Source organism: Enterobacter sp. BWH52 (assembly GCF_001037565.1).
Classification (GTDB): Bacteria; Pseudomonadota; Gammaproteobacteria; order Enterobacterales; family Enterobacteriaceae; genus Enterobacter; species Enterobacter hormaechei_C.
On sequence record NZ_KQ089854.1, the window covers coordinates 14,917 to 30,897 of the forward strand.

The window sequence follows — 15,981 nt, forward strand, 5'->3', positions numbered from 1 at the left end:
GAGGGTATCGACAGACGCAACGCGTCTACCATCTGGATTGATGTACAACTCATGGCACTCCACAGTAAAAAGCTCTCTTTTACGCGGCCAATTATGGTCAGCTTCGCGGGGATCCTGCTCAGTTTTGCGCTGATCGCCATCCTGGTTATCCTTTCACAGAGAAAGGATTTTCTTGAGGATTATCATAAGATTAATGGTAACTTCACCCATAATCTGGCGGTAAACTATACCGAATCCATCCTGCGAGAAAATGACTATATTCTTGGTCGTGCTGCGATGTACTTCGCCCGTAACGACAGAGTAAATCAGACAATTAATATCGACCCGACACACGGTTTGCAGATGTTGATGCATTTGCAGAACCTGATGCCGACGGTGTCGTCTATCTCTCTGGCGGACACAGTAGGGCGCCATCTGCGCGCGCCGGAAGTGCTGCCAACGGAGAAGGGTAAGTCGTTCGACGCCCGGACCCGTCCATGGTTTATCGGACAAGCGGAAGCCAGCAACTTTCCTCACTACACCCGCCCCTATCTGGACTATTTTACCCAACATCCTACGGTCACTCTCTATAAGCCGGTCATTTCACCGGAAGGCCGCCTGAAGGGCACGCTCGCTTTCCATCTTGATTTAACGTCCATGGGGTATACCCTGCGCCAGATGGTGGCGCCGGTTCAGGGTGAGTTTTTTGTTGTGGAGCGTGACGGCGCTGTTGTGCTGCATCCGGACACGGGGGCGCTCTTTAAGCAGTACGTAAGCGAAGCGCTGATGGACCAAATGACCAGCGGCGAGGGCCATCTTTTCGACCCCAAAAGTAAAACCTGGTATTACTACTACTCTTTCACCAATCCGGACTGGTTTGTGATTTATCGGGTCTCCGATGCCACGCTTACCGTCATCACCCGGCATGAGACCACCGTCGTCGGCTGGGGATTTGCGCTGGCGGCAATCATCATCATTCTGTTCGGGCTTTACCTTCGTCATGCCTCGCGTTCTGTGCTGATGAACATTATCAATGCCATCAAAACCGGCGACGTCAACCAGGCGCCACGCCTTGAAGCGATGCTCAGCCATACCATTCGAACCAATAAAGAACGCGAGCTGGCCTATGTCCGTCAGGCCACCCATGATGCGCTGACAGGCTGCAAAAACCGCCGTGCGTTCGACAATGATGTGGATGAGTTGCTGACCGCCCATCAACCCTTCGTTCTGGCGCTGATCGACATCGATAACTTCAAGTCCATTAACGACACCTGGGGCCACCTGAGCGGGGATATTGTGCTGCGCAACGTGGCACGCGAAGGTATTCAGCTCATGCAGCCGCACCACGTTTCCGTTTACCGCTACGGTGGAGAAGAGTTCGGCGTGATCTTCCCGGCCGAGCTGATGAACTCCGCGCACGCGCTACTGGAAGCCTGGCGCACCGCCGTTGAAAAGCGGACCTGGCGGGAAGAGAACCTGCGAGTGACCTTCAGCGCCGGGACGGGAGAGTGGCACTTCGAACCGCTGGAACAATTTATCGGTAGCGTAGATGAAGCGCTGTATACCGCTAAACAACAGGGTAAAAACCGCATCGTAAGCACGGCCATCCGATAATACCCTTCCTCAAATTCTGCCCGATCTGACGGGCAGAATGCTCTCCGCGGTAAAATTGTAACCGGTTTCAGAAAAATGCCGATTTCTTTGTGATGCCTGACACACAATCGCGGTAAAGCGGTTGTTGAAGCAGTCTGCACGGGATAATTATCAATAAACACATGTAGATCGAGGCTGACTATGAAGAACATCGTTTTATGCTGTGCAGCGGGAATGTCAACCAGCATGCTGGTTCAACGTATGAAAGATGCCGCGCAGAAAAAAGGAGTCGAAGTAACCATTAAAGCCGTTCCGGTCGCGGAGTTCAAAGATAACATCGCGACGGCTGATATCGTATTACTGGGGCCACAGGTCAAATACGAACAGGCAAAACTACAGGCGCAGGCCGATCCGCTCGGAAAAAAGGTCGCGGTCATCGACATGATGGATTACGGCATGATGAAAGGTGATGCCGTACTGGAAAAAGCGCTCAAACTTCTGGAGTCATAATGGAAGACTTAGAAACCACGATCATGGAACTGCTGGTCAACGCAGGCGCGGCGCGCAGTGCGGCCCTGACGGCGTTGCAGATGGCGCGAAAAGGCGACTTTGACGAAGCCGAGAAAGCGATGGAAGAGTCGCGTGAATATGTGAAACATGCGCATACGATCCAGACGCAGCTTATCGGTCTTGACGAAGGGACAGGAAAACTGCCGGTTAACCTGATCACCGTTCATTCTCAGGACCACCTGATGAACGCGATGGTAATTCAGGATCTGGCGGGCGACATGATTGAGCTTTATCGACGCATCCCGCTGGTAAACTGAAAATGCAGATATAAAAAAACCCGCCGAGGCGGGTTTTTTATTTACGGCATCAACGATTACTCGTTGTCGGAACCGCCCAGACCTGCGTTCAGCAGTTCTGCCAGGCTCGCGGATGCATCTTCGGCAGTCACCTGCGGTGCAGCTGGCAGTTCGCCCGCTGCGCGACGACGCATACGATCCTGGTGGTACGCATAACCGGTACCGGCCGGGATCAGACGACCCACGATAACGTTCTCTTTCAGACCGCGCAGTTCATCACGTTTACCTGCAACAGCCGCTTCGGTCAGGACACGCGTGGTTTCCTGGAACGATGCAGCAGAGATGAAGGACTCGGTTGCCAGAGACGCTTTGGTGATACCCAGCAGATCGCGCGAGAAGGTCGCGCCAATTTTGCCGTTCGCTTCCAGATCGCGGTTAGCGATCTTAACGCGTGAGTATTCAACCTGCTCGCCTTCCAGGAAGTCGGAGCTGCCTGCGTTTTCGATGGTCGCTTTACGCAGCATCTGACGAACGATAACTTCAATGTGTTTATCGTTAATCTTAACGCCTTGCAGACGGTATACGTCCTGTACTTCGTTAACAATGTAACGGGTAACAGCATGCACACCACGCAGACGCAGGATGTCGTGCGGCGCTTCTGGACCGTCGGAAACCACGTCACCACGTTCTACGCGTTCACCTTCGAACACGTTGAGCTGACGCCACTTAGGAATCATCTCTTCGTACGGCTCGCTGCCATCTACAGGCGTAATAACCAGACGGCGCTTACCTTTGGTCTCTTTACCGAAGGAGATGATACCGCTGATTTCAGCCAGGATTGCAGGCTCTTTCGGACGACGTGCTTCGAACAGGTCCGCAACGCGTGGCAGACCACCGGTGATGTCCTTGGTACCGCCGGATTCCTGAGGAATACGCGCCAGGGTATCACCAGAGCTGATCTGTACGCCATCTTCCAGCTGTACAATCGCTTTACCCGGCAGGAAGTACTGCGCAGGCATATCGGTACCAGGAATCAGAACGTCGTTACCCTGCGCATCAACGATTTTCAGTGCAGGACGCAGATCTTTACCACCGGTAGTACGTTCAGCAGAATCCAGAACCACCAGAGAAGACAGACCGGTCAGCTCGTCGGTCTGACGAGTAATGGTCTGGCCGTCGATCATGTCAGTAAAGCGGATGAAACCACTTACTTCGGTGATTACCGGCATGGTGTGTGGATCCCAGTTTGCAACGGTTTCACCGCCGGCAACCTGCTCGCCATCACCTTTCGCCATAACCGCACCGTAAGGCACTTTATAGCTCTCTTTGGTACGACCGAATTCGTCGATCAGCTTCAGCTCGGTGTTACGGGAAGTGATAACCAGTTTACCGCTGGAGTTCACAACCGACTTCGCGTTGCTGAGCTTGATGCTACCTTTGTTTTTCACCTGGATGCTGGATTCAGCAGCCGCACGAGATGCCGCACCACCGATGTGGAACGTACGCATCGTCAGCTGTGTACCCGGCTCACCGATGGACTGTGCCGCGATAACGCCGATAGCCTCACCTTTGTTGATGATGTGGCCACGCGCCAGGTCACGACCGTAGCAGTGCGCACACACACCAAAGTCGGTGTCACAGGATACAACGGAACGCACTTTCACGGAGTCAACAGAGTTCGCTTCCAGCAGGTCACACCACTGTTCGTGCAGCAGGGTGTTGCGTGGAACCAGAATGTCTGCGGTGCCCGGCTTCAGAATGTCTTCCGCGGTCACACGACCCAGTACGCGATCGCGCAGCGGCTCTTTAACATCACCACCCTCGATAACAGGGGTCATGGTGATACCTTCGAGGGTGCCACAATCGTCTTCGGTGACGACAAGATCCTGCGCAACGTCAACCAGACGACGCGTCAGATAACCGGAGTTCGCCGTTTTAAGTGCGGTATCCGCCAGACCTTTACGCGCACCGTGCGTGGAGATGAAGTACTGGAGTACGTTCAGACCTTCACGGAAGTTCGCGGTGATTGGCGTTTCGATGATGGAGCCATCTGGCTTCGCCATCAGACCACGCATACCTGCCAGCTGACGAATCTGTGCCGCAGAACCACGCGCACCGGAGTCGGCCATCATGTAGATGCTGTTGAAGGAGACCTGCTGCTCTTCTACGCCGTCACGGTTAATCACGGTTTCGGTTTGCAGGTTATCCATCATCGCTTTGGATACACGATCGTTCGCCGCAGCCCAGATATCGATAACTTTGTTGTAACGTTCGCCTGCGGTTACCAGACCAGACTGGAACTGCTCCTGGATTTCAGCAACTTCAGCTTCCGCTTCAGAGATGATCTCGTGTTTCTTCTCTGGGATGACCATGTCATCGATACCAACAGATGCACCTGAACGCGCTGCATAAGCAAAGCCGGTGTACATTGTCTGGTCAGCGAAGATAACGGTCGGCTTCAGACCCAGAATGCGGTAACAGGTGTTCAGCATTTTGGAGATCGCTTTCTTGCCCAGCGCCTGGTTGACGATGGAGAAAGGCAGACCTTTCGGTACGATCATCCACAGAATGGCACGGCCAACGGTCGTGTCTTTCAGGCTGGTGTGCGCAACGAATTCGCCGTTTTCATCTTTTTCGTATTCGGTGATACGCACTTTAACGCGCGCATGCAGAGAGGCCAGGCCAGCGCGATAAATACGCTCAGCTTCTTTAGGGCCAGTCAGCACCATGCCTTCGCCTTTGGCGTTAACACAGTCACGGGTCATGTAGTACAGACCCAGTACAACGTCCTGAGAAGGAACGATGATAGGTTCACCGTTCGCTGGAGACAGGATGTTGTTGGTAGACATCATCAGCGCACGCGCTTCGAGCTGGGCTTCCAGCGTCAGCGGTACGTGAACAGCCATCTGGTCACCATCGAAGTCGGCGTTATAGGCCGCACAAACCAGCGGGTGCAGCTGGATAGCTTTACCTTCGATCAGTACCGGCTCAAAGGCCTGGATACCCAGACGGTGCAGAGTTGGTGCACGGTTCAGCAGTACCGGGTGTTCGCGGATCACTTCGTCCAGGATATCCCAAACGACAGCTTCTTCACGCTCAACCATTTTCTTCGCGGCTTTGATGGTGGTGGCCAGGCCACGCAGTTCCAGCTTGCCGTAGATGAACGGTTTGAACAGCTCCAGTGCCATTTTCTTCGGCAGACCGCACTGATGCAGACGCAGGTATGGACCTACGGTGATTACAGAACGACCGGAGTAGTCAACACGCTTACCGAGCAGGTTCTGACGGAAACGACCCTGTTTACCTTTGATCATGTCGGCCAAAGATTTCAGAGGACGTTTGTTAGAACCGGTGATCGCACGACCGCGACGACCGTTATCCAGCAGGGCATCTACCGCTTCCTGCAGCATACGTTTTTCGTTGCGTACGATGATGTCCGGCGCAGCCAGATCCAGCAGACGTTTCAGACGGTTGTTACGGTTGATCACGCGACGATACAGATCGTTCAGATCTGACGTTGCGAAACGACCACCATCCAGCGGAACCAGCGGACGCAGATCTGGCGGCAGAACCGGCAGAACGGTCAGAATCATCCACTCTGGTTTGTTACCAGACTGAACGAACGCTTCCAGCAGTTTGATACGCTTGGTCAGCTTTTTACGCTTGGTTTCGGAGTTGGTTTCGTTCAGCTCTTCGCGCAGAGTTTCACACTCTTGCTCCAGATCCATGCTCTTCAGCAGGGCCTGGATAGCTTCCGCACCCATCTTCGCGTCGAATTCGTCACCGAACTCTTCCAGCGCGTCCAGATACTGTTCTTCGGTCAGGATCTGGTTACGTTCCAGATTGGTCATCCCGCCTTCGATAACCACATAAGATTCGAAGTACAGAACACGTTCGATATCGCGCAGCGGCATATCCAGCAGCAGGCCGATACGGGACGGCAGAGATTTCAGGAACCAGATGTGAGCGGTTGGAGACGCCAGCTCGATGTGGCCCATACGCTCACGGCGTACTTTGGTCTGGGTCACTTCAACGCCACACTTCTCACAGATCACACCACGGTGTTTCAGGCGCTTGTACTTACCGCACAGGCACTCGTAATCTTTTACTGGCCCGAAAATACGCGCACAGAAAAGGCCGTCACGCTCAGGTTTGAACGTACGGTAGTTAATGGTTTCCGGCTTTTTAACTTCACCGAAAGACCATGAACGGATCATGTCTGGCGAAGCCAGAGCAATTTTGATCGCATCAAACTCTTCGGTTTTAGTTTGCGCTTTCAGAAACTTTAATAAGTCTTTCACGGATTTGCTCCCGTCGGAGTTAGCACACTCTGCTGTCGGGCGTTAACCCGACAGCAGTGACCTGTTTGAGCGAGAATTACTCGTCTTCCAGTTCGATGTTGATACCCAGCGAACGAATCTCTTTCAACAGTACGTTGAAGGATTCTGGCATGCCCGGCTCCATCTGATGGTTGCCGTCTACGATGTTTTTATACATCTTAGTACGACCGTTCACGTCATCAGACTTAACGGTGAGCATTTCCTGCAAGGTGTATGCTGCGCCGTATGCTTCCAGCGCCCACACTTCCATCTCCCCGAAGCGCTGACCACCGAACTGAGCCTTACCACCCAGCGGCTGCTGAGTAACCAGGCTGTAAGAACCGGTAGAACGAGCGTGCATCTTGTCGTCGACCAGGTGGTTCAGTTTCAGCATGTACATGTAACCTACGGTTACCGGACGCTCGAACTGTTCACCGGTACGGCCGTCAAACAGCGTAATCTGACCAGACGTTGGCAGACCACCCAGTTGCAGCAGCTCTTTGATTTCAGCTTCTTTTGCACCGTCGAATACCGGCGTTGCAATTGGCATACCTTTGCGCAGGTTCTCTGCCAGACGCAGCACTTCTTCATCGCTGAAGGTGTTCAGGTCGACTTTCTGACGAACGTCGGTACCCAGATCATAGGCACGCTGGATGAACTCGCGCAGTTTCGCGACTTCCTGCTGCTGTTTCAGCATGGCGTTGATCTTATCGCCGATACCTTTCGCAGCCATACCCAGGTGGGTTTCCAGAATCTGACCGATGTTCATACGAGACGGTACGCCCAGTGGGTTCAGTACGATATCTACCGGCGTACCGTTAGCATCGTGCGGCATATCTTCGATCGGGTTGATCTTAGAGATAACACCCTTGTTACCGTGACGACCTGCCATCTTATCACCAGGCTGGATCTGACGTTTAACAGCCAGATACACCTTAACAATCTTCAGCACGCCTGGTGCCAGATCGTCGCCCTGAGTGATTTTACGGCGTTTCGCTTCGAGTTTTTTCTCGAACTCGTGTTTCAGTTCGTCATACTGCTCAGCCAGTTGTTCCAGCTGATTCTGTTTCTCTTCGTCGGTCAGGCCCAGTTCCAGCCAGCGATCGCGTGGCAGTTTGTCGAGCTTCTCAGCTTCAACGCCACCGGCAACCAGCACCGCATAGATACGGCTGAACAGACCTGCTTCGAGGATTTGCAGTTCTTCAGACAGGTCTTTCTTAGCCTGTTTGAGCTGCATCTCTTCGATTTCCAGCGCACGCTTATCTTTCTCAACGCCATCACGAGTGAAGACCTGAACGTCGATAACCGTACCGGAAACACCGTTTGGTACGCGCAGAGAAGAGTCTTTAACGTCAGACGCTTTCTCACCGAAGATAGCACGCAGCAGTTTCTCTTCTGGCGTCAGCTGGGTTTCACCTTTCGGCGTCACCTTACCTACCAGAATATCACCGCCGGTGACTTCCGCACCGATGTAAACAATACCGGATTCATCCAGTTTGGAGAGCGCAGCTTCACCCACGTTAGGGATGTCGGCAGTGATCTCTTCTGGCCCCAGCTTGGTGTCACGGGACACACATGCCAGTTCCTGAATGTGGATGGTGGTGAAACGATCTTCCTGAACCACACGCTCTGAGACGAGGATGGAGTCTTCGAAGTTGTAACCGTTCCACGGCATGAACGCTACGCGCATGTTCTGACCGAGCGCCAGTTCACCGAGGTCGGTGGACGGACCATCTGCCAGCACGTCGCCGCGCTCAACTGGCTCACCCAGAGACACACATGGCATCTGGTTGATACAGGTGTTCTGGTTAGAGCGGGTGTATTTGGTCAGGTTGTAGATGTCGATACCCGCTTCGCCCGGATACATCTCGTCTTCGTTAACTTTGATAACGATACGGGATGCGTCAACGTACTGAACGGTACCGCCACGCTTAGCAACTGCTGTAACACCGGAGTCAACGGCAACAGCACGTTCCATACCGGTACCAACCAGCGGCTTGTCAGCACGCAGAGTTGGAACGGCCTGACGTTGCATGTTCGCACCCATCAATGCACGGTTGGCGTCATCGTGTTCCAGGAACGGGATCAGGGACGCACCGACGGATACCACCTGCTGAGTGGATACGTCCATGTAGTCAACCTGGTCGCGGCTGAACAAGCTGGATTCGCCTTTGCTACGGCAGGTAACCAGATCTTCTACAAAGTGGCCTTCGTCATCCAGGTTGGAGTTCGCCTGAGCGATAACGTAGTTGCCTTCTTCGATAGCAGACAGGTAATGAATTTCGTCAGTAACAACACCGTCGGTCACTTTACGATACGGGGTCTCGAGGAAACCGTATTCGTTCGTCTGTGCGTACACGGACAGGGAGTTGATCAGACCGATGTTTGGACCTTCAGGCGTTTCGATTGGACATACGCGACCGTAGTGAGTCGGGTGTACGTCTCGAACTTCAAAGCCTGCGCGTTCACGGGTCAGACCGCCTGGGCCGAGTGCGGAGATACGACGTTTGTGCGTGATCTCAGACAGCGGGTTGTTCTGGTCCATGAACTGAGACAGCTGGCTGGAACCGAAGAACTCTTTCACTGCCGCAGAAATCGGCTTGGCGTTGATCATATCCTGAGGCATCAGGGTATCCAGATCGCCCAGAGACAGACGCTCTTTCACCGCACGCTCTACACGTACCAGGCCAACGCGGAACTGGTTTTCCGCCATTTCGCCTACGGAACGGATACGACGGTTGCCGAGGTGGTCGATATCGTCCACTTCGCCTTTACCGTTACGGATATCGATGAGCTTCTTCATCACTTCAATGATGTCGTCTTTGCTCAGGATACCGGAACCTTCGATTTCGTCGCGCAGCAGAGAACGGTTGAACTTCATACGACCAACCGCGGACAGATCGTAGCGGTCTTCGGAGAAGAACAGGTTCTCGAACAGGCTTTCAGCCGCTTCGCGAGTTGGTGGCTCACCAGGACGCATCATGCGGTAGATTTCGACCAGCGCGCTCAGACGATCGTTGGTTGGGTCGACGCGTACAGTCTCAGAGATGTACGGACCGTGGTCCAGATCGTTGGTGAACAGCGTTTCGATACGTTTGTGGCCAGCCTGGCTCAGCTTAGCCAGCAGATCCAGGCTCAGCTCCATGTTCGCCGGGCAGATCAGCTCGCCAGTTGATTCATCAACGTAATCTTTCGCGGCTACTTTTCCTGCAATGTATTCAACCGGAACTTCGATGTGTTTGATATCATCTTTTTCCAGCTGGCGGATGTGGCGCGCGGTGATACGGCGACCTTTTTCCACATACACTTTGCCGTCGGCTTCGATGTCGAACGACGCGGTCTCACCACGCAGACGTTCAGGCACCAACTCCATCTGCAACTTGTTGTCGCGGATTTCAAAGATCACTTTCTCAAAGAACAGGTCCAGGATCTGCTCAGTGGTATAGTTCAGTGCACGCAGAATGATGGTTGCAGGCAGCTTACGACGACGGTCGATACGGACAAACAGGTTGTCTTTTGGATCGAATTCGAAGTCCAGCCATGAACCACGGTAAGGAATGATGCGTGCGTTATACAGTACTTTACCGGAAGAGTGCGTTTTACCTTTATCGCTGTCGAAGAAGACGCCCGGGCTACGGTGCAGCTGGGAAACGATAACACGCTCAGTACCGTTGATAACGAAAGTACCGTTGTCCGTCATGAGTGGAATTTCACCCATGTAGACTTCTTGTTCTTTAATGTCTTTTACGGTGCCTTCCGGCGCTTCGCGCTCGTAGATCACCAGACGCAGTTTTACGCGCAGCGGTGCGGAATAGGTCACGCCACGGATCTGACATTCCTGAACGTCAAACACCGGTTCGCCAAGGCGGTAGCTGACGTACTGCAGCTCGGAATTACCGCTGTAGCTCTGAATCGGGAACACGGAACGGAAGGCTGCTTCCAGGCCGTACTGCCCTTCAGGATCTTGCTCGATAAACTTCTGGAACGAGTCAAGCTGGATAGAAAGGAGATATGGAATGTCCAGAACTTGTGGACGTTTACCAAAATCCTTACGAATACGTTTTTTCTCGGTATAGGAGTAAACCATAGGGTTCCTCAGCTCGCTGACAAGTCGACCCATCTGTCCGACGAAGGGACAGTTTGTGCAACACCATTTTGTGGACCGGAAAATTGAATACTTTCCGCAATACCTGTTGCTATCACGCTTAAACCATTTCATTGCGATTTACACAGAGCGAGCACCCTGTCGCAGTATATTAAGTCGTCGATAGAAACAAGCATTGTCAGGACAACCAGCAGTCAAACAGTGTGAAATGCTGCTGATGCCTTACAGCGCAAAAAGGCTGGTGACTAAAAAGTCACCAGCCATCAGCCTAATTGCTTAGGCTGCAACCAGAAAAGTTGGCTTATTTAACTTCAACTTCAGCGCCAGCTTCTTCCAGAGATTTTTTCAGTGCTTCTGCGTCGTCTTTGCTCACGCCTTCTTTCAGCGCAGCTGGAGCAGATTCTACCAGGTCTTTAGCTTCTTTCAGACCCAGGCCAGTTGCGCCACGTACTGCTTTGATTACAGCAACTTTGTTCGCGCCAGCAGCTTTCAGAATTACGTCGAATTCAGTTTTTTCTTCAGCAGCTTCAGCCGGGCCCGCAGCTACAGCTACAGCAGCAGCAGCAGAAACACCGAATTTTTCTTCCATTGCAGAAACCAGCTCTACAACGTCCATTACGGACATAGCTGCTACTGCTTCAATGATTTGATCTTTAGTGATAGACATTTAAATTGTTCCTGAAAATCAGAATAAGTTTATACGTAAGCAAATGCTTTATAAAGATAACTGCGATTAAGCAGCTTCTTTCGCATCGCGTACAGCAGCCAGAGTGCGAACCAGTTTGCCAGCCGCAGCTTCTTTCATGGTTGCCATCAGGCGTGCAATTGCTTCTTCGTAGGTCGGCAGGGTTGCCAGGCGATCGATTTGCGATGCCGGGATCAACTCACCTTCAAAGGCTGCAGCTTTGACCTCAAATTTTGCATTCGCTTTCGCGAACTCTTTGAACAGACGAGCAGCAGCGCCCGGGTGTTCCATAGAGTATGCAATCAGGGTCGGACCAACAAACGTGTCTTTCAGGCACTCGAACTGAGTACCTTCAACTACGCGACGCAGCAGGGTGTTACGAACAACACGCATGTATACGCCAGCTTCACGACCTGCTTTACGCAGTTCAGTCATTTTGTCTACAGTAACGCCACGGGAATCCGCAACTACTGCAGACAGCGCGCCTTTGGCTACTTCGCTGACTTCAGCAACAATCGCTTGTTTGTCTTGAAGATTTAAAGCCATTAGCTTTGCTCCTGGATGTTTGCCGGAACTCATGTTCCGGAACTCACTTCACTCGACCCAACGGGAAGAGCGTCTTAATACGGTGAGCAGAAACAAGCCAGAGTATTTAAAATAATCTTAGCGTTCTGTCACCGTCTACGCAGGGGATTAAGTTTCTTGCGAAACACCTGCGGTCTTCGACGGAGGCCTGGATAGGCCAGGCTCCAACGAACAATTCTTTTAGCCGCTAACTTTTGTTAGCAAACGTGGGGGTAAGATTGTAGACAAAATCACCGCCCACGTAAAGGCATTAGTTTGCAGCAGCGCTCAGGCCAGCCTGGTCAACTGCAACACCTGCACCCATGGTGGTGGAGATGCTAACTTTCTTGATGTACACGCCTTTCGCCTGAGTTGGTTTTGCTTTTTTCAGCGCAACCAGCAGAGCTTCCAGGTTTTCTTTCAGTTTGTCAGCGTCAAAGTCCACTTTACCGATGGTGGTGTGGATGATGCCGTTTTTGTCGTTACGGTAACGAACCTGACCTGCTTTAGCGTTCTTAACTGCTTCAGCAACGTTAGGAGTTACAGTACCCACTTTCGGGTTTGGCATCAGGCCGCGTGGACCCAGAACCTGGCCCAGCTGGCCAACAACGCGCATTGCATCTGGAGAAGCAATAACAACGTCAAAGTTCATTTCGCCTTTCTTGATCTGATCAGCCAGATCTTCCATACCTACCAGTTCAGCGCCGGCAGCTTTAGCAGCTTCAGCGTTTGCACCCTGAGCAAATACAGCTACGCGTACGGAACGGCCAGTACCGTGTGGCAGTACAGTTGCGCCACGAACGTTCTGATCGGATTTACGAGCGTCGATGCCCAGGTTAACGGCAACGTCAACGCTTTCAACGAACTTAGCGGTAGCCAGTTCTTTCAGCAGAGCGATAGCTTCGTTGATGTCGTACTGTTTGGTCGCATCAACTTTGTCACGGATCACGGACATGCGCTTGGTCAGTTTAGCCATTTCTTAGTCCTCCACTACCAGGCCCATGGAACGTGCAGTACCTTCGATGGAGCGAGTCATCGCTTCAATGTCGGAACCAGTCATGTCGGCAGCTTTGGTCTGCGCGATTTCCTGCAACTGAGCGCGGGAAATTTTACCCACTTTGTCTTTGTTCGGCTTACCGGAACCAGACTTGATGCCCGCTGCTTTCTTCAGCAGAACTGCTGCTGGAGGGGTTTTGGTAACGAAAGTGAAAGAACGGTCAGCGTAAACAGTGATTACAACTGGGATTGGCAGACCTTTCTCCATGGATTCAGTTTTGGCGTTGAACGCTTTACAGAATTCCATGATGTTCACACCCTGCTGACCCAGAGCTGGACCAACTGGTGGACTTGGGTTCGCCATACCTGCTGCAACCTGCAGCTTGACGTAGGCTTGTACTTTCTTAGCCATTCTAAAATCCTCTGATTGGGTAATAACGCCTCGGAGAGGCTCCCCGTGAATAAAATTCGTTTTACGGGTCGGAACCCATAAAAACAAAAGGCGCGAAATTGTATTCCAATCTCGCGCCCTGTGCAACGATTAAATCGTCGCTTTTTTGATCGCTGCTTAGGCTTTTTCTACCTGAGCAAAGTCCAGCTCTACCGGGGTCGCACGACCAAAGATAGAAACGGAAACTTTCAGGCGGGACTTCTCGTAGTCCACTTCTTCGACGACGCCATTAAAGTCAGCAAACGGACCGTCGTTAACACGAACCATCTCACCCGGTTCAAACAGCGTTTTCGGACGCGGTTTGTCACCCACCTGCTGGAGGCGGTTCATAATCGCATCAACTTCTTTGTCGCTGATTGGCGCCGGACGGTCAGATGTGCCGCCGATAAAGCCCATCACGCGTGGTACGCTGCGCACCAGGTGCCAGCTCGCGTCGTTCATCACCATCTGAACCAGCACGTAACCCGGGAAGAATTTACGTTCGCTTTTGCGACGTTGGCCGCCACGGATCTCAACCACTTCTTCGGTCGGAACCATAACTTCGCCAAATAACTCTTCCATATTGTGTAATTTGATATGCTCACGCAGCGACGTAGCTACGCGGCCTTCAAAACCGGAAAACGCCTGAACGACGTACCAGCGCTTTTTAGGGGCTTCAGACATCTCAGAACCTCAGGCCAGTGATAAAGGATACCAGGCGAACCAGAATACCATCCAGTCCCCACAGGATCAGTGACATTACAGCGGTTACCGCCGCTACAATCAGCGTGGTGTGCAATGTTTCCTGGCGAGTCGGCCAAATGACCTTGCGGACTTCGGTACGCGCTTCGCGGGCAAACGCAACGGTCGCTTTGCCTTTCGTCGTCAACAGCGCGACACCACCCGCCGCAGCAATCAGAATTACCACTGCAAGCGCGCGTAGCGGCAGCATCATGTCACGATAAAGATAGTTGCCGACAATCGCCACAATCAGCAGCACGGCTACAACTACCCATTTCATCGCTTCCAGGCCGCGCCCGCTCCCTTGAGCTTCGGTATTCGCACTCATAAACCAACCTGTCAGAAGTATTCTACAAACATTTTGACCCCGCGAGTGCGAGGCAAACCAATCGAAATGCTATTCGCTTTTCGTATTATACGCTCTCCGCAGAGCCTGTCTCAGCAATGATTATGACAAAATTAATCACTGATGAGCCAGGTTCTGATGTGAAAGCGTGCAAAAAGGGCATCAAATGATGCCCTTTTATTGCGCATTGCGTCAAATGTTATCAGCGATTAGCCGAGAACTTTAGCAACAACGCCCGCGCCAACGGTACGGCCGCCTTCACGGATTGCGAAACGCAGACCGTCGTCCATCGCGATTGGGTGGATCAGAGTCACAACCATCTTGATGTTGTCGCCTGGCATTACCATCTCTACGCCTTCTGGCAGTTCGATGGTACCGGTCACGTCAGTTGTACGGAAGTAGAACTGTGGACGGTAGCCTTTGAAGAACGGAGTATGACGGCCGCCTTCGTCTTTGGACAGAATGTACACTTCAGATTCGAACTTGGTGTGTGGCTTGATTGAGCCTGGCTTCGCCAGAACCTGACCACGTTCGATTTCTTCACGTTTGATACCACGCAGCAGAACACCAACGTTCTCACCAGCACGGCCTTCGTCCAGCAGTTTGCGGAACATTTCAACGCCAGTACAGGTAGACTTCGCAGTCTCTTTGATACCAACGATTTCAACTTCTTCACCAACTTTGATGATACCGCGCTCTACACGACCGGTAACAACGGTACCACGACCGGAGATGGAGAATACGTCTTCGATTGGCAGCAGGAATGGCTTGTCAATCGCACGCTCTGGTTCTGGGATGTAAGAATCCAGGTAGCCAGCCAGTTCGATGATTTTCGCTTCCCACTCTGCATCGCCTTCCAGCGCTTTCAGCGCGGAACCACGAACGATTGGAGTGTCGTCGCCTGGGAAATCGTACTGAGACAGCAGTTCACGAACTTCCATCTCTACCAGTTCCAGCAGCTCTTCGTCATCAACCATGTCGCACTTGTTCAGGAACACGATGATGTAAGGAACGCCTACCTGACGACCCAGCAGGATGTGCTCACGAGTCTGAGGCATAGGGCCATCAGTCGCAGCAACAACCAGGATCGCGCCGTCCATCTGCGCAGCACCGGTGATCATGTTTTTAACATAGTCGGCGTGGCCTGGGCAGTCTACGTGTGCGTAGTGGCGAGTCGGGGTGTCATACTCAACGTGAGAAGTGTTGATGGTGATACCACGAGCTTTTTCTTCTGGTGCGTTATCGATCTGGTCGAAAGCACGAGCAGCACCGCCGTAGGTTTTAGCCAGTACGGTAGTGATTGCAGCGGTCAGCGTTGTTTTACCATGGTCAACGTGGCCGATAGTACCGACGTTAACGTGCGGTTTTGTACGTTCAAACTTTTCTTTAGACATCGATTGTCCCTCTAAGACACGGA

General features: G+C 52.4%; 12 protein-coding genes. 3 read left to right on the top strand and 9 right to left on the bottom strand.

Translation table 11 applies throughout. The annotated features are described in order from the left end of the window. Positions 1-51: 51 nt before the first annotated feature. From SK47_RS00085 to SK47_RS00095, 3 genes are all read left to right on the top strand, one after another. Positions 52-1,593, top strand: a complete 1,542-nt coding sequence (locus SK47_RS00085; RefSeq protein WP_048243293.1) for a sensor domain-containing diguanylate cyclase — start codon at positions 52-54, stop codon at positions 1,591-1,593. Between the two features lie 180 nt (positions 1,594-1,773). Next, positions 1,774-2,082, top strand: coding sequence for a PTS sugar transporter subunit IIB (locus SK47_RS00090; RefSeq protein WP_010425948.1), 309 nt, complete (start codon positions 1,774-1,776; stop codon positions 2,080-2,082). Beyond that, the gene (locus tag SK47_RS00095; protein ID WP_003862327.1) at positions 2,082-2,399 is read left to right on the top strand and encodes a PTS lactose/cellobiose transporter subunit IIA; all 318 of its coding nucleotides are present in this window, start codon (positions 2,082-2,084) and stop codon (positions 2,397-2,399) included. The genes SK47_RS00090 and SK47_RS00095 overlap by 1 nt, the downstream gene beginning before the upstream one ends. 56 nt (positions 2,400-2,455) lie before the next feature. On the opposite strand, the gene rpoC is transcribed toward SK47_RS00095, so the two are convergent. The 9 genes from rpoC to tuf all read right to left on the bottom strand — a co-directional run bounded on the left by rpoC (position 2,456) and on the right by tuf (position 15,958). Further along, the gene (gene rpoC, locus SK47_RS00100) at positions 2,456-6,679 is read right to left on the bottom strand and encodes a DNA-directed RNA polymerase subunit beta' (protein WP_022650200.1); all 4,224 of its coding nucleotides are present in this window, start codon (positions 6,677-6,679) and stop codon (positions 2,456-2,458) included. 76 nt (positions 6,680-6,755) lie between these two features. Beyond that, a complete protein-coding gene (gene rpoB / locus SK47_RS00105; protein WP_008503453.1) occupies positions 6,756-10,784 on the bottom strand; it encodes a DNA-directed RNA polymerase subunit beta in 4,029 nt (1,342 codons plus the stop codon). A gap of 319 nt (positions 10,785-11,103) precedes the next feature. Then, the gene (gene rplL, locus SK47_RS00110) at positions 11,104-11,469 is read right to left on the bottom strand and encodes a 50S ribosomal protein L7/L12 (protein WP_002445276.1); all 366 of its coding nucleotides are present in this window, start codon (positions 11,467-11,469) and stop codon (positions 11,104-11,106) included. A gap of 66 nt (positions 11,470-11,535) precedes the next feature. Further along, positions 11,536-12,033, bottom strand: a complete 498-nt coding sequence (rplJ, locus tag SK47_RS00115; protein WP_003862338.1) for a 50S ribosomal protein L10 — start codon at positions 12,031-12,033, stop codon at positions 11,536-11,538. A gap of 289 nt (positions 12,034-12,322) precedes the next feature. Further along, on the bottom strand, positions 12,323-13,027 hold the full coding sequence (gene rplA / locus SK47_RS00120) for a 50S ribosomal protein L1 (protein WP_006810530.1): 705 nt from the start codon (positions 13,025-13,027) through the stop codon (positions 12,323-12,325). A gap of 3 nt (positions 13,028-13,030) precedes the next feature. After that, on the bottom strand, positions 13,031-13,459 hold the full coding sequence (gene rplK, locus SK47_RS00125; protein ID WP_003862340.1) for a 50S ribosomal protein L11: 429 nt from the start codon (positions 13,457-13,459) through the stop codon (positions 13,031-13,033). A gap of 156 nt (positions 13,460-13,615) precedes the next feature. Then, positions 13,616-14,161, bottom strand: a complete 546-nt coding sequence (gene nusG, locus SK47_RS00130) for a transcription termination/antitermination protein NusG (protein WP_003862341.1) — start codon at positions 14,159-14,161, stop codon at positions 13,616-13,618. 1 nt (position 14,162) lies between these two features. Then, a complete protein-coding gene (gene secE, locus SK47_RS00135; RefSeq protein WP_003862342.1) occupies positions 14,163-14,546 on the bottom strand; it encodes a preprotein translocase subunit SecE in 384 nt (127 codons plus the stop codon). 227 nt (positions 14,547-14,773) lie between these two features. Next, a complete protein-coding gene (gene tuf, locus SK47_RS00140; protein ID WP_014885484.1) occupies positions 14,774-15,958 on the bottom strand; it encodes an elongation factor Tu in 1,185 nt (394 codons plus the stop codon). Between the last annotated feature and the right edge of the window lie 23 nt (positions 15,959-15,981).